The sequence below is a fragment of the Ureibacillus sp. FSL E2-3493 genome (assembly GCF_038077515.1).
GTDB classification, from domain to species: Bacteria; Bacillota; Bacilli; order Bacillales_A; family Planococcaceae; genus Ureibacillus; species Ureibacillus halotolerans.
Genome location: NZ_JBBOPK010000001.1, coordinates 3,557,832 through 3,582,411 on the forward strand (window position 1 = coordinate 3,557,832; position 24,580 = coordinate 3,582,411).

The 24,580-nt window shown below is 36.4% G+C and carries 23 protein-coding genes and 1 riboswitch; of the genes, 1 reads left to right on the top strand and 22 read right to left on the bottom strand.

The window, feature by feature from the left end:
* Window positions 1–115: 115 nt before the first annotated feature.
* From dltD to MHH69_RS18365, 13 genes are all read right to left on the bottom strand, one after another.
* A complete protein-coding gene (gene dltD, locus MHH69_RS18305) occupies window positions 116–1,282 on the bottom strand; it encodes a D-alanyl-lipoteichoic acid biosynthesis protein DltD (protein WP_341362885.1) in 1,167 nt (388 codons plus the stop codon).
* Window positions 1,282–1,518 (bottom strand): D-alanine--poly(phosphoribitol) ligase subunit DltC, encoded by a 237-nt coding sequence (gene dltC / locus MHH69_RS18310; protein WP_122972085.1) that lies wholly within the window; start codon window positions 1,516–1,518, stop codon window positions 1,282–1,284. The genes dltD and dltC overlap by 1 nt, the downstream gene beginning before the upstream one ends.
* 15 nt (window positions 1,519–1,533) lie before the next feature.
* Window positions 1,534–2,691: a D-alanyl-lipoteichoic acid biosynthesis protein DltB gene (dltB, locus tag MHH69_RS18315; RefSeq protein WP_122972084.1), complete on the bottom strand. Its 1,158-nt coding sequence runs from the start codon at window positions 2,689–2,691 to the stop codon at window positions 1,534–1,536.
* Window positions 2,688–4,190, bottom strand: a complete 1,503-nt coding sequence (gene dltA, locus MHH69_RS18320) for a D-alanine--poly(phosphoribitol) ligase subunit DltA (RefSeq protein ID WP_341362886.1) — start codon at window positions 4,188–4,190, stop codon at window positions 2,688–2,690. The genes dltB and dltA overlap by 4 nt, the downstream gene beginning before the upstream one ends.
* Window positions 4,191–4,207: 17 nt before the next feature.
* Window positions 4,208–4,354: a teichoic acid D-Ala incorporation-associated protein DltX gene (locus tag MHH69_RS18325; RefSeq protein WP_122972082.1), complete on the bottom strand. Its 147-nt coding sequence runs from the start codon at window positions 4,352–4,354 to the stop codon at window positions 4,208–4,210.
* Between the two features lie 13 nt (window positions 4,355–4,367).
* On the bottom strand, window positions 4,368–5,039 hold the full coding sequence (locus MHH69_RS18330; RefSeq protein ID WP_122972081.1) for a response regulator transcription factor: 672 nt from the start codon (window positions 5,037–5,039) through the stop codon (window positions 4,368–4,370).
* A gap of 77 nt (window positions 5,040–5,116) precedes the next feature.
* Window positions 5,117–6,859 carry a sensor histidine kinase gene (locus MHH69_RS18335; protein WP_122972080.1) on the bottom strand — a complete coding sequence of 581 codons (1,743 nt, stop codon included), beginning with the start codon at window positions 6,857–6,859 and terminating at the stop codon, window positions 5,117–5,119.
* A gap of 279 nt (window positions 6,860–7,138) precedes the next feature.
* Window positions 7,139–7,501, bottom strand: a complete 363-nt coding sequence (locus MHH69_RS18340) for a VOC family protein (RefSeq protein WP_341362887.1) — start codon at window positions 7,499–7,501, stop codon at window positions 7,139–7,141.
* A gap of 220 nt (window positions 7,502–7,721) precedes the next feature.
* Complete coding sequence (locus tag MHH69_RS18345) at window positions 7,722–8,936, bottom strand: ISL3 family transposase (RefSeq protein ID WP_136292374.1); 1,215 nt, start codon at window positions 8,934–8,936, stop codon at window positions 7,722–7,724.
* Window positions 8,937–9,036: 100 nt separating this feature from the next.
* The gene (locus MHH69_RS18350; protein WP_341362997.1) at window positions 9,037–9,831 is read right to left on the bottom strand and encodes an endonuclease I family protein; all 795 of its coding nucleotides are present in this window, start codon (window positions 9,829–9,831) and stop codon (window positions 9,037–9,039) included.
* A 359-nt stretch (window positions 9,832–10,190) separates the two neighbouring features.
* Entirely contained in the window at window positions 10,191–10,919 is a 729-nt protein-coding gene (gene queE, locus MHH69_RS18355; protein ID WP_341362888.1) for a 7-carboxy-7-deazaguanine synthase QueE, read from the bottom strand.
* Window positions 10,912–11,385 carry a 6-carboxytetrahydropterin synthase QueD gene (queD, locus tag MHH69_RS18360; protein WP_341362889.1) on the bottom strand — a complete coding sequence of 158 codons (474 nt, stop codon included), beginning with the start codon at window positions 11,383–11,385 and terminating at the stop codon, window positions 10,912–10,914. Before queD ends, queE begins: the two co-directional genes overlap by 8 nt.
* 126 nt (window positions 11,386–11,511) lie before the next feature.
* Window positions 11,512–11,558: riboswitch (PreQ1 riboswitch) on the bottom strand.
* 365 nt (window positions 11,559–11,923) lie between these two features.
* A complete protein-coding gene (locus MHH69_RS18365; RefSeq protein ID WP_341362890.1) occupies window positions 11,924–12,775 on the bottom strand; it encodes a hypothetical protein in 852 nt (283 codons plus the stop codon).
* Between the two features lie 136 nt (window positions 12,776–12,911).
* Here MHH69_RS18365 and MHH69_RS18370 point away from each other — a divergent pair, with 136 nt between their 5' ends.
* Window positions 12,912–13,406, top strand: coding sequence for a hypothetical protein (locus MHH69_RS18370; protein WP_341362891.1), 495 nt, complete (start codon window positions 12,912–12,914; stop codon window positions 13,404–13,406).
* A 46-nt stretch (window positions 13,407–13,452) separates the two neighbouring features.
* On the opposite strand, the gene MHH69_RS18375 is transcribed toward MHH69_RS18370, so the two are convergent.
* From MHH69_RS18375 to MHH69_RS18415, 9 genes are all read right to left on the bottom strand, one after another.
* Entirely contained in the window at window positions 13,453–14,046 is a 594-nt protein-coding gene (locus tag MHH69_RS18375) for an SLATT domain-containing protein (RefSeq protein WP_341362892.1), read from the bottom strand.
* Window positions 14,024–14,902, bottom strand: coding sequence for an SMODS domain-containing nucleotidyltransferase (locus MHH69_RS18380; RefSeq protein ID WP_341362893.1), 879 nt, complete (start codon window positions 14,900–14,902; stop codon window positions 14,024–14,026). The genes MHH69_RS18375 and MHH69_RS18380 overlap by 23 nt, the downstream gene beginning before the upstream one ends.
* An 87-nt stretch (window positions 14,903–14,989) precedes the next feature.
* Window positions 14,990–15,715 (bottom strand): YgjP family zinc-dependent metalloprotease, encoded by a 726-nt coding sequence (locus tag MHH69_RS18385; protein ID WP_239429115.1) that lies wholly within the window; start codon window positions 15,713–15,715, stop codon window positions 14,990–14,992.
* Window positions 15,716–15,732: 17 nt separating this feature from the next.
* Window positions 15,733–18,840 carry a type I restriction endonuclease subunit R gene (locus MHH69_RS18390; RefSeq protein WP_341362894.1) on the bottom strand — a complete coding sequence of 1,036 codons (3,108 nt, stop codon included), beginning with the start codon at window positions 18,838–18,840 and terminating at the stop codon, window positions 15,733–15,735.
* A 45-nt stretch (window positions 18,841–18,885) separates the two neighbouring features.
* Window positions 18,886–20,025, bottom strand: a complete 1,140-nt coding sequence (locus MHH69_RS18395) for a restriction endonuclease subunit S (protein ID WP_341362895.1) — start codon at window positions 20,023–20,025, stop codon at window positions 18,886–18,888.
* 40 nt (window positions 20,026–20,065) lie between these two features.
* Window positions 20,066–21,082 (bottom strand): virulence RhuM family protein, encoded by a 1,017-nt coding sequence (locus MHH69_RS18400; protein WP_341362896.1) that lies wholly within the window; start codon window positions 21,080–21,082, stop codon window positions 20,066–20,068.
* 110 nt (window positions 21,083–21,192) lie between these two features.
* Window positions 21,193–22,722, bottom strand: a complete 1,530-nt coding sequence (locus MHH69_RS18405) for a type I restriction-modification system subunit M (protein ID WP_341362897.1) — start codon at window positions 22,720–22,722, stop codon at window positions 21,193–21,195.
* The gene (locus MHH69_RS18410) at window positions 22,719–23,315 is read right to left on the bottom strand and encodes a restriction endonuclease subunit S (RefSeq protein ID WP_205180320.1); all 597 of its coding nucleotides are present in this window, start codon (window positions 23,313–23,315) and stop codon (window positions 22,719–22,721) included. Before MHH69_RS18410 ends, MHH69_RS18405 begins: the two co-directional genes overlap by 4 nt.
* Before the next feature lie 134 nt (window positions 23,316–23,449).
* Window positions 23,450–24,541, bottom strand: a complete 1,092-nt coding sequence (locus MHH69_RS18415) for a hypothetical protein (protein WP_236017180.1) — start codon at window positions 24,539–24,541, stop codon at window positions 23,450–23,452.
* Window positions 24,542–24,580: the final 39 nt, after the last annotated feature.

The window sequence follows — 24,580 nt, forward strand, 5'->3', positions numbered from 1 at the left end:
TTTTCATTAAAAAAGATGCGCCCGGTTTAAAATACCGAGCGCATTTTTTAATTAGAAAAAATTATGCTATTGAAACAATATTCATTGTATAGACAAACAATCTAACGAATTCATCCTAGTTTTCTTCGAGGAATTTCTGCATATCCTCATCTAAATAAACCCAGCCTTTCCAACCTATATGAATCGTATCACGCATAAAATAAGGATCGTATTCATGGTCGGAATAATCAGCGTAAGTAAATCCGCTCTCACTAATCTGCTGTTTTATACGATTGTAGTAGTCTTGCCGTCCTTTTTGAGGGAAGCCTGTGTAATCATAATACGCTCCATTTACAGGGATAATCACAAAGAGCGGTTTAGCACCAGCTTCTTTAAGAATATCAAGCATTAACTGGAAATCATCGTACTCAAGTGATTCTGCATAGGAATGATCTTTGTTCTTTCCTTCCATGCTCTTAATGTAGTGCTTCTTATGATTATACACTTTGTCATCAATAAAAAATTCGGAATGTTGTGTCCGTTTCTCGCCATAAGCATCGGCTAGTGCCCTCAGTTCTTCCCATGTTTTGTCCTTTACTTGATCTGACTGATGGCGATTAGTCGGTTTATCTTTCATAAGAGTGAAATACAAATCCTTTTTCTCAAGCATGGATATATAAGCCTTTGCAGGAACTGATAAAGTATTAAACATTGCTTTTTTATCATTTAAGTAAGCATCATAAAGTTTATAAAGTATCGGGTCGTTCTTAATTGCATTATACGTCATTAGGCGTTCCATTAACTTTCGTTTTACCTGCTCGTCCACATCCTTATTGAAAGGAAGCTGGTACGCTTGCAGGGAAGAATAGTTTGGTGCAAAATGCTGTTCATCTGTACCATGCTTTACAAACCATTGCGGCGATACGATGATGACCATCTGCTTGTTCTCCAATTGATCCGCATGCGTTGCAAAGTTTAAATCATGGATAATTGAGGTCATTCCGCCTTTCCCTATTAAATAAGGTGTAAATGCAGCTTCATTCGTTTCAAAATAATTCGATGGATGGAACGGATCCCAACGCGACATTTCAGAAGAACCATAAATTGGAACATACTTTGAATTTTTAAGCATTTCACTTTGTAAATATGTCCCTTGGAACATATTTGGCTCCAAACTAATAGCCGATTCCTCCAAACGATCTGCTGGAATGATGTTAACCAGCCATGATACGGGTACAAATACGACCCCGGCAAACAGGACCAATGCAAGAATGATTGGTCCAAACAAGTACCTCTTCTTCATTATTTCAACTCATTTAAACGATCAACGATAGCATTTGGCGTATTCCATGTATCTCGATCGAACTCCGTAATTGGTACATTGATATTAAGTTGCTCTTGGAATTGAACAAGTAATTCTACTGTCGCAAATGAATCAATCAGTCCTGCTTCGAATATATCCAAATCATGATCTTCTTTCACAACATCATCTTCACAAACTTCTGCAATCACTTGTAGTACTTTCTCTTTAAAATTCATATGTAGATTCTCCTTTTATTGAAATGGTCTGCCAGAAAACAGATAAAAACCGAAACAAACGACATGAAAAGTAATCACAATAGATACTATTGTCATGGCTCTTCCTGTTGGCCAACGTTTATGTTTTTTATTCCAGGTTTCAAAGAAATTAAATCCAGTCATCATTAAAGCATGATATGCTCCATAAATAATGTACTGAATGGCTAATCCATGCCATACACCCATGAGCAAGAACAGCAGGATATAACCTAGATTCGAAACGAGCATTTTATTCTTTATCCATTTTTTCTTCTTCATTAGAAAGACGAAGCGCATGAACACATAATCACGGAACCAGAACGATAGTGACATATGCCATCGGTTCCAGAAATCCTTAATGTTGCGACTTAAAAATGGCTTATTAAAGTTCTCCGGTGACCGAATTCCCATGATATAACTAACTCCGACAGCAAACGCCGTATAGCCGGCAAAATCGAAGAATAGGTACAAGCTATAGCTGTACATATACAATAAATGATAGCTAAATTTACCATCTGCTATATGCTCTAGATTCATAATGAAGTATGAATTGATACTATAGCCGATTATAAATTTATACAAAAAACCTAGGAAAATCTTGTTGATTCCTTTATAAAGCAGTTCTTTGTATTCCTCAGGTGTCCATTGTTTTTCTTCATCCTTCTGGAATCGACGGAAGCGATCAATCGGACCTGATGAAATTGTTGGGTAAAACAACATAAAATGAACAAGCTGGAAAATCGAGAGCTGCTCTTTTATTAATCCATCTCTTGTTTCAATAATGATTTGAACAGCTCGGAATGTCAGGTAGGATATACCTAAAAAGCTCGCCCAGTTATCCACTGCCAAAATCGGCAACACTTTGGATAAAACCAAAGGCAGGATCGACAGTAAACTTACTATATAAAATACGAGGCTGCTATTTTTTGTCTGTCGATAAGAAATATAGCCTTTAATTAGTATTAGCTGAAGGATGGTGAAGGCTAGTAACGAGAAAAAGCCTGAGCCCCCTTCTGAAAATATAATAGCCAATACAACAATGGAGACAAACACATTGTAATACCGGAAGCGCTTGCCCATTGTGCCGAGAATCATCGTCGGCAGCAGTAAGATACCTAAAATGATAAAGAAGAGGAAAGAGCTATACGGAGTCATACAAATACCTCTTCCTTCATTTTCTTACGATCTGCTTTTCCATTGTTCGTCATAGGAAGAGCAGCATAATACATAAACTTACGAGGGATCATATATGCTGGCAATCGCATAGCAAGATCTTTTCGAATAGCAGCTGTTAACATATACTCCTTCTCAAAGTCATGATCCGCTGGTACCACTGCCGCAATTAAATATTCAATTTCCCCGTTTGGTGCATAAGGGATAATAATGGCAGCTTGAATATAATCTGATTGATTAAGGTGGAACTCAATTTCTTCCAGCTCCATTCGATAGCCATGCAGCTTGATTTGATAATCCAGTCTACCTTGGCAGTACACCAACCCGTCTTGAATAAAGCCGACGTCTCCAGTGCGATAGGCGTGCAATCCATCCATAATACCGAATGCTTTTTCTGTAAGTAGTGGCTCACCAAAATAACCTTTTGACACACTTGGCCCCGCAAGGATTAGCTCTCCCTTTTCACCTTCAGGAAGTGGATTTCCTAATTCGTCCACAACAGCAATCCGCATATCGGGTTTTGGATAACCAACCGGCAGTGCTTTCTCTTTTGCAAGCCATTCTTCCGTAATTTCAACAGACGTCACAGCAACAGTTGCTTCTGTAGGCCCATAAGTATTAAAAATCCTCGCTCTTGGGAAGCGTTCTTTCAGTTCTTTCGCTACAGCTAGCGGCAATACTTCTCCACAGAAAAGGAATATCTCAAGCTCAGGAAGCATCTTTTGATTAAAGTCCGGATTTGGAAAACACATTTGCACGAAGGATGGCGTCGATGTCCATATTTGCAAAGCAGAACGACTCAAGTTTTCAAACAAAAGCTTCGGTTTATTGATTACTTCTTTCTCCAAAGCATGAATGGAACCCCCGCTCTGCAGCGCTGGATAAAAGTCCATTACAGACAAATCAAATGAAAAAGGTGCTTGATTTAAGAAAACCTTTCCTTGACCTAATGGAAAGTCACCTGTCATCCAATCTGTAAAAGATTGCAAATTTGCTGCAGTTATTTGAACACCCTTTGGATTTCCAGTACTGCCGGATGTATAAATGATATAAAAGACTTCATCAGGCTTGACCCAGTGCTCATTACTAATAAGCTCTTGTTGTTCCAAATCAAGTCCCGACATATGTAAAACAGTAACATTATCAAAATCTAGTTTATTATCTGTTGTATTAATAACCAATCCTGCACTAGATTTTTCTACGATTAGACGTACCCGTTCCATTGGAATGGATGTATCTACGGGTATATAAGGATGGCCAGCCTGTACACAGGCGAGGAACGATACAGGCATATCAATACCCATATGACCATATACAACAACTGGTTTCTGCCGCTCGAGCTGCATAGTATGTATTAAACTTGCTAGTCTGCTGGATCTATCCCAAAGCAGTCTATAATTCAGAACATGGTCCTCTGTACGAAATGCTGTCCGTTCCGGGTTTCTGGCCGCATGCTGTGCAATACGAGTTAAAAGTTTCATTGTATTATCTTCTCCATTTAAAAATCGTTATAAATATAGTTGCCTGTATTTGCCGTATGGAAGCCGTACATCAAGAACAAGGTAACAAGAATTGCTAAATAAAAAAACGTATGCAATGCAAAACGGACACCAGTGTTCGTATATATCTGTTTGATCTTATTCATCTTCTCTCTTCCTTTATTCAAATTTATAGCCGGTTCCAATCACAGTCCGGATATGATGCGATTCACAGCCTAATTTAGCTCTCAGCTTTTTAATATGTGTATCTACAACTCGAATATCACCATCGAAGTCCAAACCCCATACGTGATTTAAAATAGTTTCACGTGATAGGACGTTATTTTTATGCTGAAGCAGGAATACCAGCAATTCATATTCCTTTGGCGTCAATTCTACTTGTTGACCATCAAGCTGAAGCTGATGGGACTTCGTATTAACGATTGCTTCACCGAAGCTGATGATATGACCGGTCGGCAAGTAATGTTCCGTTGCTCGTTTCATTAAAGAATTAGCACGGGCAACTAATACTTTTGGACTGAATGGTTTAGTAACATAATCATCGGCTCCCAGTTCAAACCCATGAATTTTATCATCGTCACTAGATTTTGCTGTCAGCAGAATAATTGGTACACCAGACCCCATTCGAATCTGCTTAGTGACAGCGAATCCATCCATTTGTGGCATCATAATATCGAGAATGACTAAATCCGGAAAAATGGCGTCAAACCAGTCAATTGCACTGCTCCCATTATCCGTCTCATACACTTCCCAGCCGTCCTTTTTGAAATAATCGGCTACAACTTCTCGAATTCTCACTTCATCCTCGACAAGCAATACTTTCTTCCCCATCGTGAATCTTCCTTCCAATTTCTATATATTAACAAGGTTATATGTCTTTCATGTGTCCTTTTAGGCATTTAATCCTATTATTTGAAACGAAAATAGAACCGTACGCCATCCGGCATATTTTCCGCTCCGTAATGGAATCCATGCAAATCAAGAATTTGCTGGACAATTGCCAATCCCAATCCGGTACCGCCGGTCATTCTGCTTCGTGATGATTCAGTCCGATAGAAACGTTTCCAAATCTTATCCAACTGCTCTTCTGGTATTTGCATGCCTTTGTTTTCGATTATAAATACACTGTCACCTTTTTCCTGATCCAATTCGATGCGAATCGCAATAACAGAATTAGGCTCACTGTGCCGAACCGCATTGATAAGGAAATTTTTCATTACTCGTTCCATCCACTCATAATCCGCCAAAATAGGCTGCTCATTCTTCGGCATTATTTCAATGGAGACATTTTTCTCTTTCGCTATACAGAATAATTTATCTGCCAAACCCTCAATCATTTCACTGAGTAGAAAAGATACTTTTCTTAGTTTAATTGCACCGTTCTCCAACTTAGCTAAATCGAGCATATCTTTAATCAGCACTTCCATCTTGTCTGCTTCCTCAATGATTACTTCTATATAATGGTCTTGCTTATCCGGACTGACACCATCCTGAAGCCCTTCAGCGAAGCTTTTGACAATGCTAAGCGGTGTTTTCAATTCATGTGATGCATACTCGAAAAACTCTCGCTGCTCTTTTTCCATCTGCTCACGTTTTTCCATGTCCTCTTTTAGCTTTCCATTGGCTTGTTTCAAATCATTTAATGCAACATTCAAATTTTGCGCCATTATAAGCATATTGTTTGAAAGGCTTCCTAGCTCATCCTTCTGCTTAATCGGCTTCGCCGATGAGAAGTCTAAATGCACCATTTTTTTTGCCATTTCATTTAGCTTAATCAATGGTCTACTAACAAGACGGGAGTAGAATATTGACAGTAACAGAATAAGAAAGATGCCTGCTATTCCGATATAGATATAAAATATTCGTAGCGCTTCATTAGTATCTTTAATTTCCTGAAGAGATGTAACAGAGAACATATATTGAATTTCTCCGTCTTTCTTAAATGGTTCAATTAAAACTAAATTATGTTTTCCACTCCATGGCTCTACCCAGTCACGCTGCATACTTTCTCCATTAGAAAGCTGTTTTATTTGAGCTTCGTCAAGGGGGAACCATTCTAGCAGTGCATCATAGAGAAGTCCTAGTCCCCTATTCGTCACCCCATTCTTTGGTAGAGAAGTGCTTTTTACTTTTCCTTCGATTGTCACTTCATTCTCGCCCGAAGCTTCACCTATGCTAGACGTATCCTTCGTAATAACAGAGGGGTAAATGACCGAAGGAACCATAGCATCTGGCTCTCCTTGTACTATCAATGTATCTCCCTTTGTAATATTCAATGCACGTATCTGTTTTCCGTAATTGATGACGAGTAGGGAAAGCGATACTTCTACAACATTGCCATCTTCTTTTTCCAGCATGATGTTAAAGGGATCCTGGACCAATTGATAACCATCCGCGTCCACAATCGTTAACGGACTTTTAGTCTCTCTCATGTAAGAAAGTGTTTGTTTTGTCAATTCATCTTCGCTCCAGGAATTTTTCTCATACCCTTCTGCTAACTGATGGATGTGCTTTGCTACTTCTTTCGTTTTATAATGTTGATAAAAACGGTCAAAGAATAATAGCTGAAATATCATAATCATGGCATAAAACACCATAAAGAATAAAGCTGTTACAGCGAATAATTTAACCGTGATACCGCGTTTTCTCATGTTATACCCCTTTATTTCATACGAGAGTTTATTAATAACTTAAGCTATAAGTATGTTTTTTGTGTGTCCAAATCCAACCCTTCATATAGTAATCATTTTTTTCAAGTTGTGAAACCTTTTTTTGTACCTAAGCTAAGATTACCCCTGACCAAGAATACCTTGTGTTCAACACAACCAAAGAATTTTGCTAGATGTGTGTACACGAAAACAAAAAAGAGACCGTCTAATAAACGGCCTCCTTTAATATAAATTTAGTTTTAAAATCTTATACTTCCATCACTATCCCTTAATAAGAAATTCATTCCCGTCCTCATCAACGAAAAGTGCATAACTTCCCCATTGCATTTCATTTAACTCGTCCTTAAATTCAACGCCATTTGCCTTCATTTTTTCATACGTATCCTTAACATTGTCGCAATCAAATACAATTGATGCTTGTTTATTTTCATATCCTTTCATCATGGACTTAGGATAAAGAACGAGGCGACTTTTTGTGTTAGGTGGAGCCACTTCAAGCCACGATGCTTTAGGTCCCATTGGATGTTCTGCAACGACTTCAAACCCTACCTTTTTCGTCCAAAATTCCTTTGCTCTTTCTTGGTCATCCACATATACTGCAACAGTTGCGATATTTGTTATCATTACTTTTCCTCCTTCATAATGTCCCTCTTTATTCTACTAGAAAAAAGCAATTATTCATCTTGTAAAAAATATCTACTGAACTTCTCTAAGCTACTGCTTTTCATTTCTACAAGTATAAAAACAGCACGATTATGTGCTGTTTTTATAGTAAATATATTTAATTCTTTTTTTCGGTTCTATGTCAAATGTTGGGGTGAAGTGATATTACACGGCACCCCGATTATCCTAAATGAATCCCAATTTTCTTAGATAAATTATTTAATAAAATTTTCGCTTTAAAGTGTTCATAGCTTCTAAAACCATAAGCATTACGCTTCAAAACTTTTGATTTATTATTAATTCCTTCTAAAAAACCATTTGAATATCCAAAACTTAAACTATTTAAAATTTCAACTTGCCAATTTTTTAGCGTTTGAATGGCCTTTAAAAATGCCGGAATATTTGCTTTTTCTACCTTTCGGTAAAAGGCTTCTAATCTTTTTTTTATTTCTATCAAATCATTTGAAGTTTTTGCCCAATCAAACCATTCGCAGTAAGCTTCTTTTAATTCATAGGCTTGCTTTAGTTCCTTCGACATTCCTATGTAACGATTTAAGTACCAACGATTCGTTTCTGTTAACTTATCAAATCGTTTATATAGTACATGACGCATTTTCTTACATTTCTTTCGATCATATGCATGCCATTCTTTTTGAACATTTCGACGTACTTCATCTAGTGCCCAGTAAATATAACGACAATAATGAAAGCGATCCGCAATAATAATCGGGCGATTTAACGCCTTCCTAACTGCTGCTTTAAAGCTTGGATTCATGTCCATAACCACAATTTCTACATCTGCACCGTATTTCATCAAGTAATCCTTAATGGTTTCTTTTCTACGATTTGGTAAAATATCAATTGGTTCATGTGTTTCCGCATTGGCAATAATTAATTGATAAGTTCCCGCATCGGTATCTGCTTTATATTCATCAATCGCGATACATTTTGGTAAATGAACCCCTTCATTTAATTGTTCCTTTACTACTTCTTTAAAGCGACGAATCACTGTTGAGCTTGATGTACCAAGTACTTCAGCTGCTTCTTTAAATGTTTTTGCCTTTATTGAACGGATTCGTACAACTTGATTCCATTCTTTCGAGAAACGTTGATATTTATCCACGAAAGGGGATTTTTCTGAAAAACGTTTCCCACATTGGCATACATAACGACGACGTTTATAAAAAAGGACGGTTAATCGTTCAAACCATTTTAAATGATTAATTTTTTGAATTCGATAATCATGGACTTTTGATGTTATATTCTTGCATGCTGGACATTGATGTTCTTTTTTTGGTATGGAAACGTGTAGAACAATACGTTCCCCCATCTCCTCCACCTTATGAACAGTTACACCTTTTAATCCTGGAATATTCATGTTAAAATTCATTTGCACGTATCACCTTTCATTGCTTGTTTCTCGACAATTCAAGTATATAGAAATCGGTGATTACGTGCTTTTTTATTTATGAAATTTTTTCAAACCCCAACAAATATTATAGAGCCTTTTTTTCATATATCCATGTTTCTGCGAACTCTGGAAAATCAATAAATGGATTCCGGTTTCCTTGTAAATCATAAATAGCAAGGTTTCGGTGTTTTTCATATAAAGACACTGGAAATTTTTGATGCCACTCAAGTAAAACCTTCAGATTCACCAAATGATTGTTAATCGTTCCAGGGTAACGAGCCAAAAAATAGAAGGTAGCCCTTGCAACAATTCCCTTTCCATATTCAGGTTCGAATTTCCCTTCATCTGCCTTCCCGCAGCCTTCCTCAATACCTAATATATGCCCTTCTGGAACATAGTCTGGAAAATCATAATAAGGGCTGTTCCCACGACGGCTGTTACATGTGGGATCACAAGCAAATAAATGATGCAAATCCCCTCTCATTGGCTGACCCTTATCAAACCAAGATTGAGGTACTACATGTTCACAATTTAATGTCACCTCATCGGATAAATGAGTAATAGTCCCACCTGTAGCTTCTAAAATACGTATATCCGCCTCTATAACAGTGAGCGGATCCATCTCTTCCCCCGAATATACGCTTTTAAGTTTCCCATTCTCTTGAAGGTCTACCCATGGATAGACATAACGATGGGGGGAGTAACCTAACTTATTTTGATGTGTTTTTTCTAGTAATTCATGAATATTCTTTCTATCAAATGAGATATTTTTATAGTACGTTTGTTTAATCTCCTTATCCCTATCTTCCTCATAATAAGTCTGGTTATTGCTATACTCTAAATAGACTGCCTTTGCTATGTCCAGTTCTTGTGCCAACATTTCTTTGTTGCTAATTTTCGAATCCTGCGTCAATTCGTTTTCGTTAAACTGTTCTACTACTTGATATGGAATCAAATTCATTTTACGCTCCATTTTTCTCCCTCCCTATAGGATTAAATTGAAGCCAAATCATGATGTTATTAATAGTTTAACAATTCTGTATATTATTTCATAGTAACTTTTGGAGTGTTTCTATCTAGTAGAAAATAGCGATAAAAATAGAATACCTAATTGGTTACATGAATATTAACAACCATCCATACAATTAAAGTTCCATTTATAAATTCAAAAAAACAGCACCTCTTCATCATTAAAGAGTGCTGTTATATTTCCATTACATTTGGTTTTAAAGAAGAGCGCTACACACCTCTTTTATTTCCCCAGATGAGTGTATGTAGCTGCGGTAGTACTTTTACGTTCTTTAATTCTTCATCCATCATCACTTGATTAATTAACATTTGATATTTCTCTAATAAATGGCTAACTAATCGCGTATTGTCTAACGAGGTGATGTCATCATTTCCAACCTGAAGATAAAAAGGAATGGTCGGATATCGGCGATGAACTTCTTTAGCATAATCATAATCCTCTTGGTTAAATATAACGACTTTAAGTGATATATGTTGATTGCTATTTCTACCTCTTAGTCTCTCTAAAATAGTAGAGAGCATAGAGAAATCTGTCATCATTTTAGAACTAGGAGGCTTTGGTGAAATGGTTAGTTCATCGATATCATACAACCAATCTTGCCATTTACTTCCCTGTGTCTCCACGCCAATCTTTATATTATTCTCTTTTAAAAGGGCAACAAGGGCATCCAAATTACGAAGAAGCGCAGGATTTCCTCCTGAAATGGTGACGAATGAAAACCCATTTCCTCCAAGGCGTTTCAACTCAGCCCAAACTTCTTGCGCTGTCATTTGAACGATAAGATGCTTGCCAGTGCCATCCCATGTAAATGCTGAATCGCACCAAGAACAAGAATAATCACAGCCAGCAGTGCGTACAAACATCGTCTTCTGGCCAACTACCATCCCTTCACCTTGAATCGTGGGACCAAAAATCTCTATAATAGGTAATTTACTCAAACTCCATCCACTCCCTTCTTGCCTCAGCATAGCTTGTAGGAGTTTCATACAGCCTGATAAATTCCACACGTGCACCATGATATCGTTGTTCATCGAGCAAGGCTTCCTTCAACATTCCGTAGATCCAAACGACGATATTCTCTGCAGTCGTATTCATCGGTGGCAATGTCTCGTTTAAATAGTGATGATCTAAATAAATTTCAATTTTTTGTTTCCAAATGTCCTTAATATCCCCAAAATCAATCATGAGACCACGTTCGTCAGTAAACCCACTTAATCCTAAAACAGCACGATACGTATGGCCATGTAAATTTTTGCATTTTCCTTCGTAGTTATGTAAGTGATGAGCAGCATCAAACGTAAACTCTTTGCTTACAAGAACACGTTTCGAATGATATTTTAATTGACTTCTTTGAATGTCTTCATCCATTTTTTGTAGCTTATCAACAATTCTAAAATTAGGCATGTTTTAAAATTCCCTCCCTGAAAATATCCCCGGAAGTTTTCAAGAGAGGCTCTAACAATCTTTCTATTAAAACGTATGCATTAAACAAAAAAAGCCACGTCCTATATGGACATGGCGAATTGTCATGTTTCCATAGTTTTTTATAGAGGGTATAAGCTATGAACCTCTCCCGTTCAAATCCGGGCATTCTTTTATGAATATAGTATATAAAATTGACAGTAATTTTCAAATAAAAATCCCATATATTTTTTGAACAGGACTTTTAAATTTATTTAGCAATAGAACCCGAACTTACTTGTGATACGGTTCACCGTGGTGATTTAAGAGGCAAAAAGGGGACAGAAAGTTCACTGTCCCCTTCAGTTTTTATCCAATAGGAATAACCCAATAACCTCTTGATGAAGATTAATTTTTAATTAGTATTATTTAAACTAAAGAAATAAAAATAGGAAGCTATTGTTATTCCAAAGCGGCCTTTAGTCCACCCCTCACAAGTGATATTACACTATTGTAAATCCCTTTTATTACTGCAATCAAATTAACCAGATTTAGTATTCAAAATTCCATATTTGGACATTTCCTGTAAACATTCATCAACCTCTTTAAATGGCAAACGTTTAGCTTTACCATATTTTTTAGGATTACTTAGATCCTTGTAATCTTTAAAAACCATATAATGAGGTACTCCTTTATTATTTAATCGTGCCAATAGTTCCGCATAGTCTTGAATTGCAGATATAACTTTTTCTCCTATAATTAATAAAGCAACTTGATAAAGTCGTGACATGCATCTATTGTATTCATTTACAGTTTCAACCACAGAAAACTCCTCGGGCCTATTTTCAATGTCTGTTTTTACTTTCTTCCAATTAAAACTTGTATTTAATAGAATCTCTTTTCGAAAACTAACCTTAGTAAATTGTGACTCTACTCCATTTGTCTCTACTAAACTACTTGATATACTGCCCAACGGAAGCCCATAATGTTGTGTATAATTCCGTAACTGATACAAAAATCTATATGAAAAATGCTTGTCATACTCTTCCGCAGTTGCCTTTTTCCAACGTATAAATTCTTCGGAATCTTCACCGTATATTTTATCTATTTTTTTCTCAGTATGCTCAATGAACATTTTTGTACTCGAAAGATAGTTTATTAGAAATCTATTAGTATGATGGCCTACGTATCTGATATTTTCCAATCCAACGACTTCATGTTCGAGAAATCTAATCAAATCAGAATAGTTATCAATTGACATTTGAAATAGTGTTTTCAAGCCATTATAATTAGCTAACTCACTAAAACATTTGTTAATAATTTCAAAATCAAGATTTGACAATGTCTCTTTTATATCAAATATTTTTTCTCCATTTTCAACTCTAAACTCCACGAATTTCCTAATCATTTCCACTCAATCCCTTACAATTAATAGTTATAATACTTTTCCGCAAATAAGAAACCATCTCTGTTATATTTTTATAAAACTTCACTATAATATAAGAATTAATTTGCAAGGAGGTGTACCCATGAACAAAGACAAATTCCACACAACAAATAGCAAAAATCGTGTAGCCATCGTAAACGAGTTGCTAAAACGGGATGGTTTTGATTTACAAAAAGTTGCGGATGCTCTTGAAATGAACTATTCCACCTTTACAAAACTAATGCAAGAAGACGATTATGTTTATATTAAACGGGAAAATCAGTATTACAAATTTGTTCGTGATGAGAGCCAGGTTTCCTCTATTTCTGACCAAACCGATTCCGAAATGGACTATATTAAGAAGAACTTTTCGCCTTTGAAGAGTTTAATAGAACGATATAAACACAACGGCGACTTCATCATTGACAAGCGTATTTTCCGTTCCACCTCTAAAATCTCCAGTAAAAACTTCCGTATGCCTGATGACCTCTATCAAAACTTTATTGCTACGTGTGAAAATGAATTTCCGCATCTCAAAATCCAAGATATTATTGCCCAACTTCTTCTCGACTTTGCAGATAAATATTCAAACCAATAAATAGATAACGGGGCAGTTCGTTTCTATTAAAAACTGCCCTATCCATTTAAAGATCTCTTTCCCCTCTTTTCGGTTTCTTTCTCAGTTCATTTGGGAGTAAATGGTCAATCTCATCTTCTGAGAAAGTTAATTCTTCATTAACCTTTAAAGCCCTTTGAGCCATTTTATAAGCTTTTGCTGACGTTATTGGAGCATTACTGTAAATTTCTGAAGTTCTTAATTGTAGTTCATCACGTGACTTTCTAATATCCTCTATTTCTAATCCATCCATATCTGCTATTAATGAAATGTAATCTTCTCTAATAACCCATAACGTTTGTGCAACATTGCGATGCTTTCGAGCATTTCCATCAAAATCAAATTCTCTCATAAAAGTCGTTAGAAATAATAGAAACATTGATATGATAGTTCCAATTATAGTAGCAAATTGGTTATTGCCAAATAGTACTATTAAAAATGCACCTGCAACTATTGTTGAAAAGATTAATTGAGTAGTTTTTAATCTCTTTTCCCTTTTCTCCAAAATTATTGCATCCATGTCATGTGTCTTTTGAGTATATACAACCCTTCCATACGATTCTCTTATTTGGCTATCTAATTTTCTTCTTTGATCTACATTAACTGGGGAATTTTGATCCAAAGATATTCCTCCACTCCTGTTTTGATGAATATTCATATCCATCGGATTGATATTGAATAGCTTTTAGTGCTAAGTTTTTTGCTTGTTTAGCTTTATATTCAAAGCTATGTGTCGAGATAATTTTTCTATTACTTCCAGGCACGAACCAATAAGAACTACTTTGTGATTGATTTATCAAAAAACCAAAGAAGTCTCTTGCCATCCAATCATAGTATAAATATGATTCTTTCTTATGCGACCAATTCTGCATAAATCTATAACATAACGTGTCTATTAAATAACCACTCATTTGAACGTTATTTTTATTCTTCCAGGCTCGCATCATACGACACAATCTTTTTAGATTTTTATTCGAATCTCTATTCATTTCATTAAATGCTTTAATTTCAGCTTTGGGATTAGTTGTTTTCCAGCTTCCTCCGCCATTAGTATCTGGATAAGTAAAGCTTTCATTGTCATTATTTAAGAAGCATGGAACAACTTCATATGATATTCCATCGGTAAAGTCGACTTTCACGACTTGTCCGTCAGCTCTTTTATATGACTTATAGGTATTTTCAATTGATTCCTTAACTGCCTGTAATAAGGCCGATTGACCATTATGCTTATAACTATTGTATTTTTCATAATAGGAGTAGGGCAAAACCATTAGTAAATCAATATCACTTGTATAAATATCAGTACCTCTACCATACGACCCCGAATAGAAACTATGGTTGACTTCAGATGTAGATTCCCAAAAATCTATGTTCAATTGCTTCGTAATACGCTTGGTTCTGTAGCTAATGTTATCTATTACATCTGGTGACATTCTTAGGTTCTTACAAAAATTCTCAAAATTACCCGCTACACTCATTATTATTTCCTCCATAAAAAAGCAGTTTCCTCACAATTAAGTTTAGAAACTGCCATTTGTCTTTTTATTCTGGAGTTAGTCGTGTTGTTAAAGTTCTTGGACAATCTCTTCGTCGAGTATGGCTTTCCGCTTCTGCCAATCAGGCATTAGCGTGAACAGCATGTTGTAGAAGTTATCGCTGTGATCGTTATATTTAAAATGAATCAGCTCATGTAAAACAACATAGTCAATACAATGCTTAGGAGCTTTTATCAGCTCCGTATTAAGAAGAATAGTGTTTTTCTCAATTAACGCTGAACCCCAACGTGCTTTCATTGTTCGAAAGTCCAAAGATGGCTTTCCTACCCCGTATTTCTGCATACTTTCACTCATTTTATCGAGGGATTGCTGAAATATTATTTGAGCTTTTTCACGATACCAGTCTGCCATCAGCTTTTCTTTCCGCTGGAAATTTTGCAGGTCTTTCACATATAAGTAAATAAAACCTCGAAAGTACTTGACCATTTCCTCGTCTGTCGTCTTTTCGACACGCAGGCGATATTGCTTTCCTAAATAGCGAAAAGATTCTCCGCTTACATATTCCCGTTCACTTCGCTTATGTGGCATGACTTCCTCGAAAGTTTTTACGTTCTTAACAATCCATGCCCCTTTGCTTTTCACAAAATCATAAATAAAGTCAAGTGGCACTTTTTCATTCGCTGATACTTGAATCGTCATGTCAGGCTTAATGTTTAAATTGATATTTTTAACGTTTTTCCGTTCGATAAAAAAGTCAATTCGTTTATTGCTGTAGTAGATTTGATGTCTTTCCATGTTGTTCACAACCATTATTAGTAGCGTCTGATCGCTACTGTTTTAATTTGTTCAATTATCTTATCAATCGTATCATAATCCATCTTGACGCCTTGTTCTTTAGAGAAATCGTATAAAAGGTCATCTAAGTCTTGTGCGATGCGATTGTGTATTTGCAGATTATTGTGCCAATCTACCTTTTGATGTTGTTTAATAATCCCATCCATCTTCAAAGCCAATTCGCCAAGAAGATCCTCTCCGTAACTTGCAGATGTTTCCTTTGTTTCAGATAATATACCTTTCGTCACGCCGTAAAAAGCTTGTGCATCTATATTTTCTTTAATGACGCTTGGATAGTCCTCTTTGGATTCACCAGTCCGATAGTCATTCATAATATCTTTCATTTTATTTAAGTATTCCGCTTCAGAAATCCGCTTATCCTTATACTCCTGAATCACTTCCTGAATCCGCTCAGAAAACTTCTTATAATAAGCAGGGTTTTCATCCCATTTCGCATGGACACTTTTCGTTAATCGTGTCCGAATGGCATCCGCCTTTGCCCGTTTCGATTCTAAACGCTCCAATTCTTCTTCAAAAGCCTTTTCGTTTAAGATGTCGACAGGATTTGTAATACGAATGACTTGCTCTGCTGAGATATATTGATCCATGAGCTTTTGCATTTTCGCCTCGTACTCTTTATGGTCAATTGTATCCGAATAACGTAATTTCACACTTTTTCTTAGCTCTTGGAAAAACTTCAAATCCCTTTTATACGTAGCAAGTTCTTCTGGCTGTAGTGCATTATAGATTCGTTCAGATTCCAGTGCGATCCCAAGGTTGCGACCGAATTGACTTAATGTATCATAAAACGATTCTCTCTTCTCTTCATCTTCTAACAATACTTCATACTCTTCGACATCTTGCTTATTTTTAATTGATGAGAACAGTTGCAGTAAGTCAGAATGATGCTGACGAAGTGAACCGACTACGCTAATGACATCATGAATGGCTCCTTGCAGATCTTTCGGATCAAAATTCTCTAACCCTGCACCTGAATACATTTGCAGAGCTTCATCTAATTTTGATAACAACCCACGATAATCAATAATAAGTCCGTAGTCTTTTCCTTCGTATAGTCTATTTACCCTGGCGATTGCTTGTAAGAGCGTATGTTCTTTCATTGGTTTATCAATATATAAAATCGAAGCCCTTGGAGCATCAAAACCTGTCAGTAGTTTATCTACTACAATAAGTAAATCAATATCATCGCCATGTATAAACTCATCTTTAATGGCATCTTCATAGTCTTCTGCTGTCCCATACCGATTCATCATTCGTTGCCAGAATCGCTGGATTTTATCATTCGATTCCTCATCCACTGATTCATGACCTTCTCGTTGATCGGGTGGAGAAATGACGACTGCACAGTTTAAATCACCCAGTTCTTCAAAGGCTTCTAAATAACGAATCGCTTCCATCTTGCTATTAGTCGCAAGCATTGCTTTAAACTGGGATCCTTGCGTCTTGTAATTGCGATAAAAATGCTCATTAATATCAAAAGCAATCATACTAATACGCTGGTCGGAAGAAGCAATTCGTTCAAAATGACTCCATTTCTTCATTACCTCATCTTTTTGCTTATCATTCAAATGACGAGTGATTATCGACAGTCGGTTATCAATCGCTGTTTTGTTGACTGTTTGATCAACCATTTTTCCTTCATAAAGCAACGGAACGATTGCACGATCTTTTACGCCATCTGCAATTGTATACTTATGGATGAGCTTTCCAAACTTAATCATCGTACTTTTCTCTTTTTTCATCAATGGGGTTCCTGTGAATCCGAGATAACTTGCGTTTGGGAACACTTTTTTCATTTTAATGTGCAATTCACCATACTGGGTGCGGTGCGATTCATCGACAAGTACAAAGATATCTCTCGATTCAATTGGCTGTTGTTTTGTTGATGCTGTATCAAATTTATGCACTAATGTCGTGACAATATCAGCATTCCCATCTTTAATCAGTGAGACTAAATGGCTTCCAGATGTCGCTCGACTTGCTTTTAATCTCGTGTGATTAAACGTTTTGTGAATTTGCTTATCCAGTTCTACCCTGTCTGTTACGACAATAATTTTAGGATGGTAGTCATTTAATTCCGACAAAATATAACGAGCAAGCATCACCATTGTGAGCGATTTCCCACTACCTTGCGTGTGCCAGATAACCCCGCTCTGTCGATTCCCATTTTCATCTCGCTCTTGAATAGTTTTTAATATCTCTTTTATCGCAAAATATTGCTGATAACGTGTCACCTTTTTTACATCTTTATCAAACAGCGTAAAGAAACATGTCAATTCAAGCAGTCGTTCAGGGTGGAATAAGGAAATGATGTTTTTGTCTTGCACCGTTGGTAAACGGTTCGCAACGGTTTGATGTAACCAATGATCTAACCATTCCTCATGCTCTTCTTTCCACACTGACCAGAACTTCTTCGGTGTTCCACATGTCGCATATTTTGTTTCGTTTTTATTTGTTGCCATCACCATCTGTACAAACTTAAACAGTTGGGGAACATAGTCATTTTTTTGATTTCGAATCATTTGACTAATTCCTTGTTCCATCGAAATCGAAGCCTTTTTACACTCAATAATCGCAAACGGAATGCCATTTACAAACAACACAATGTCTGGGCGAACTGTACTCCTGCCGTCTACACGTTCTACAGAAAATTCCTCTACAATGTGAAACACATTATTTTCAACATTCTCCCAATCAATATATTGAATGGTAAATGACTTTTTTGAGCCGTCTGGAAGTAATTCCGTATAAGTTCTCCCTAACATCAACGTTTCATAAATGCTTTCATTTGCCTTTACAAGTCCATTTGTAAGTGGCTCATCCAAATCTCGCATTGCTTGTTGGATATTCGCTTCACTGAACTTGTACGTGACATCTTTATACTGATAGGAGTTTAACTCCTTCAGTTTCGTTTCCAATACCGTTTTCAGCAAAACGCTATAGAGATTCTCACGCATCGCCTCAGCTCGTTCAGCCTCTATGTACTGATATCCTAAGCCTTGCAATACCTCAATTGCAGGCTGTTGGCTATTATAACGTTCATCATAACTTTGCGGAATCGACATTTCTCCACCTCCATTGTTTAGAATAAAGGAAACGGAGCAAAGGAATTATACCTTCACTCGGACTTTCCCTGTTAGAAGAAGTTGCATAAGACCATTTTTTTGATTAGTAATCATTTCTCTTTCTGATTCCAATAACAATATTTCTCGTTCTAAATATGATAGTATATTTGAAATTTCCAACTGCTCTTTAATAGGTGGAAGATTAATAGGCAGTTGGCCGTATTCTTCTGCATTTATACCAGGTTGACCACTTCTCATGCTCATTACTCCAACCCAATTGTGATATTCTTCTGTTTGTGTGCAAAACTTAATATACTTTGGTACTGCTTTGTTTGTATCAATGCTAAACTTAATCAAAAATCCTGCATATACTAACTTGCCATCTGAATTATCATATAAGTAAGTTCGCCCTGTAGAAGCTCCTGTACGTGCAAAAACTATATCATTTTTTTCTAAAAAATAATCGTTCGAATTTGGATGATTAACGGACTGTAAACCATTTGTATGGACATATCCTTCATCACTTATATCTGTTATTCTTAAATAAGTAGGTAGTTCAGAACTTTTCTCTACTGAAGGTGCATTTATACCGTACTTACCTTTTCCAATTACCACATCTTTTAAATATACTTTCTCCCACTTCCCCTTAAATCCAGGCAACCTAACTTCACCTGTCAATAACTTCTGCATTAATCCTTTTTTCTGCTCTTTTTTCTGCTCGATTAGCTTTTCTTTTAGCTCAATTGCCTTGTCCCAAGTGGAAAGGATGGAGGCGATTTTTTTTTGTTCATCAAAAGTTGGGATTTCAATTTTTATGTTTTTTATTGTTGAAGCACTTAAACTTGGAACACCAGTAGCTTCATTGTATTTCTTCCAAGGAATCTTACAAAATCTATAGTACAACCATTTTGGCTCATACCCTGCTTTTATATTTGTGTAAAACAATGTATCAACTGTCCAAAAAGGAGTATCTATATATTTTGGCTTATCAATTGTACCTTTTCTTCCTATTAGAACAGAGGGCTTGTTATAAAGATAATCATTAGTTCTTCCAATCTCCCCTCCTGTACCAAGAATTGGATACTTCCCACCAAGAACCTCTACTTCCTTTTGATTTTTACCATGTTTTACATCTAAGATGTTTCCCAGTTTCAAAATTTTCCAATCGTTTAATGTATCTCCCATTTGGTACACCTCCTGTCATTTCACTAATTTAAGGTCCATTTTAATTATTTCTACTATCTAATCTCTTCAACCTATCATTCTGTTCGAGAAAATAATCAAAGTCACTTTTTTTCGGCTCATTTAACTGTTGTTGATGAAAAATTTCATATTGCTCTGTTGCAAACTGCTCCGCTAACTTCGCACTAATTTTCCCTGCATTCGTTAAAATTTCATGCTCATTGAACTCTAAAAACGCATCTAATCTTTCTGCCCAGTCTTTCATATACATCGGCTTTTTCTTTTTCGCTTGAGATTCTGCATAATCTAAGTACATTGTCACGATGCGGTTTAAATCACTTAGTTCTTCCTGTGATAAATAGTTTTTTGCTACTACGACATCTTGCTTACGTACTTTATCGCCTTTCCAACTTGTTAACCCCATATGGGGTTTTGATGCATCTGCCCGCTTCATTATCAGTTCGGAAGCGGTATGCCCATGAATCGCAAAGTGTAACTTATTCTGAACGGTTGCAAAAAATTCTCTTGCAATAGGTGTACTTGGATCGTAATCAATAGATGTTGCATAAATATCTGTGATCTTTTGGTAGAAACGTCTTTCAGAAGCACGTATATCACGTATGCGTTCCAATAATTCATCAAAATAATCCGCACCGATATTTCGCATTTCCTTTAGGCGTTCATCATCCATTGTAAATCCTTTTACCATGTATTCATTTAAACGCTCTGTAGCCCATTGACGGAATTGTGTACCACGATGGGAACGAACACGATAGCCTACTGCAATAATCATTTCAAGATTGTAAAACGCAACCTCTCGCTCCACTTCACGAGAACCTTCAACTTGAACTATTCGGTTTTTCCGAATAGTTGCCTCCTCTGTTAACTCACCCTCAGCATATATATTTTTAATATGCTCGTTAATGGTTGGGACACCTTTTTGAAAAAGCTCCGCCATTGCTTTTTGTGTCATCCAGACCGTTTCCCCTTCCAAACGTACCTGGATTTTTGTATCTCCATTTTCAGTTTGATACATTAAAAAATTCGATTCATTATTCATGTCAACACCTCGTTTCTTTAAAAGTAGGATGAATAAAGATTAACACCCCTTGCCAGACCATTTTGCCGACATCAGCAAAATGGTCTAAGCTTGTATAGGTGAAGCAAATTCTACAACCCTAACTCCTGCAAATACTTCTCCATCTGTTCTTCCACTTCTGCAAGCTCCTGCTTAATGTTCTGTATATTTTCTTTAACCTGTGCCATATCAACAGGCTCTTCCTCTTCAAATGTGTCCACATAGCGAGGAATATTCAAGTTATAGTCATTTTCTTTAATTTCATCTACTGTAGCGACATACGAGTATTTATCAATTGTTTCCCAGTTGTCATATGTTTCTACAATTTTAGCAATATCCTGTTCTCTTAATTGGTTTTGGTTCTTTCCTTTTTCATAATTTCCTTCCGCAGACGCATCAATGAAAAGCACATCTTTGCGAGTACGGTTCTTTTTGAATACAAGAATACACGCAGGGATTCCAGTCCCATAGAACAACCCTTCTGGTAGTCCGATTACAGCATCCAGCAAGTTCATCTCAATGATTTGCTGACGAATTTTCCCTTCGCTTGCCCCTCTGAACAATACACCGTGGGGTAAAATTGTAGACATTCTTCCATTTTCCGCCAGTGAATAGAGCATATGCTGAACGAAAGCATAATCACCTTTACTGCTTGGTGGAACACCCCATTCAAAACGTCTATGCGGATCTAAACTTGCATCCATTTTAAATTTACTGTCCGTATTGCCTTCACCTGCAAAGCCCATTGCCCACTTATCTAATGAAAATGGCGGATTTGCTACGATTGCTTGGAATTTCATCAACTTTCCATCCTCTAAATGAAGTGGATTTGCTAATGTATCACCCCACTCAATTTTTGCATCATCAATCCCATGCAAATACATATTCATCAATGCTAATGAATGTGTTGCCCCGTTGCGTTCTTGACCATAGATAGCCACTTTCTTATTCGGCACTTGGTTTGCGACACGTATAAGAAGAGAGCCAGATCCGCACGTAGGGTCATAAATACGATCATTTTCTTGAGGTTTGACAAGGCGTGCTAACAATTCTGAAGCCATTGACGGCGTGTAAAATTCTCCGCCCTTCTTACCTGCATCTGATGCAAAACGTTCAATCATGTATTGGTAAGCATCACCTATGACATCTTCATTTCCTACAACTGATGGCTTTAATATAAGCTTATTAAAATCCTCCAATAAGGAACGCAACATTGCATTACGTTCTGTTGCCCTACCGAGAACTGCTTCGCTGTTAAAATCAATATTACGGAACACGCCACGAAGTTTGCCTGTATTTTCATTCTCAAGCCGTTCCAATGCTTTATTGATGATTTCACCAATCTCAGCATCATTGCGTTTGCTATACAAGTAATCAAATGTAGACTGTTCATCTAACACAAATCGCTCTCTTGATAACGCACGCTGAATGCGTTGTTCATCACCATCATAACGCTTTGTATATTCTTCTAAATGCTCCTTATACGCATCACTCAGATACTTGATGAACAGCATTGTCAGTATATAATCTTTATATGTACTGGAATCTACCTTTCCTCTAAATGTATCGGCCGCTTGCCATAGTACACCGTTAATTTGGTCTTTTGTCACTTTTTCACTCATGATATATCCTCCTTCATTTCACCTTTTATCATTTTCTTTGTTAATGCTGTGAACCATTTCTCTTTTTCTTCAATCAGTTGTGAATACAATAGCTTTTCTTTTTGATGCAGATTATAAAGATTCACTATTGCCTGTTGCTTTGTTAATGGGATTCCTACTATCGGGATCGCACTTAATGCTGTTTTATTTGTACTTGGAATACGGGTTCCAGCTTGTGAACGTTCCAGCTCTTTTTTGACTTCATCCGTATTCAAGTACCATGCGATATACTCTGGTAAAAACTTATGGGAATCTACTTTAATAATAGCAAAGTATGATGGGACTAACAGACCTGTCGTTGCCTCATTAATGTGAATCGCAGTATGGGGGAAGCTTAGCCTGATTAATACATCCCCGTTCCCTGTGAAGTGTTGAGGATTTAATACATCATTGCTTTGGAATTCTTCAAACGGCTCATCATTCAATATTCCATTTTCAGTAATATTTTTTAACGTGATTAGTCGATAAGTAGCTTTCACATCTTTTGGAAACTCCGCCTTTTTCCTCGTTAATACCATACCTGTTTTGATTTCAGCAATCTCGCCAAGTAACATATTGCACCTCCATTCATTTGTTAAATCCTTTATTTAAAATATGTTAAATTGAATATATAACAAAATGGATTTTAAATCAACCTTATTTTTCTTGAAAAAAAACCTCGTGTATTTCACACAAGGTTCTCTCCCAATTAGCAATATAAAAAGCAATCTGCCATGTCCTCTTGCTTTATTCGGTAGCTGTCTTCGGTTTCATATACGTCTTCAATCATTATCGGCTGTTGGTGGTGTAACTTTCTTTCTTCCTTAATTATATAGTGATCGGCTTCATATGATATTTCTTTTTTCCCATATGTGTAAGGGCAGAAAAACAAAATAAATTTCTCAAATACTTCGGCAATCATTTCAAAAGTTTCATATAATGAATCCATTGGTTCAAAGTAAATACCAATTTTTCTATTATCAAATTGAATATCAGGATGTACCTTATTTTGGATTGACGGCTTATGTTGTAAAAATGATTCGTACCAATCTATTCTTTGCTTTTCAAAATACAGCTCTACAAATGCAAGTGACTTTGCATTTTTCCATGAGCATCTAAATAGCAAACCACTTTGTCCTGCTCCGACTGTTAGCGTATAATCGTTTAAATTCATTTTCTTGTCGTAATGAAAGTTTAAATAGAATGGTATACGCTCACGAAGAACAGCTAACATCGCTCTTTTAACGTCTTCCAGTCGTGACATATCGAATTGCGGTGCGAATGATAAAGCACGCCCAGCATGTAGCGGATGAATGTTTTCAACCGTATATTCCACAGTTAAAAGCTGTTTGATTTCGCTCAATTGCACCATGTTTTCATATACTTCAAGCTTGTACATTCGGTTTAACTGCTCTAAAACTTCAATAGCTAAAGGATTAATGGAAACTGCATAAAAATCTGTATAGTGGAAGTTATTGTTGTCGATCCAATTGGTAAGATCTTTTAATATTTCTTCATCGAATGATAACGCCAGCCATACGATGATCCCCTCTTGATTAGCCATTACCATCTTTTTGATTCTTTCCAAATAGGAACGGTTGGCTTTAGTTAATTGGATTTCCATATAAACAGGGATTCTTCGCTTTACATCTATCCCTATTAAATCAATGTTGCGATTGGCATGTCTTTGTTCCAATGAGATATAGCTTAATTCAAATCCTAATAGAGCTTGCCAGCCTTGATAGAAATCCTTTAAATAAATTGCAAAAATTGACTCCTTGTTGCTTCCGTTTTTGCTCATAATTCCATACCTCCTACATTTGTTTTATATTTTTGTCAT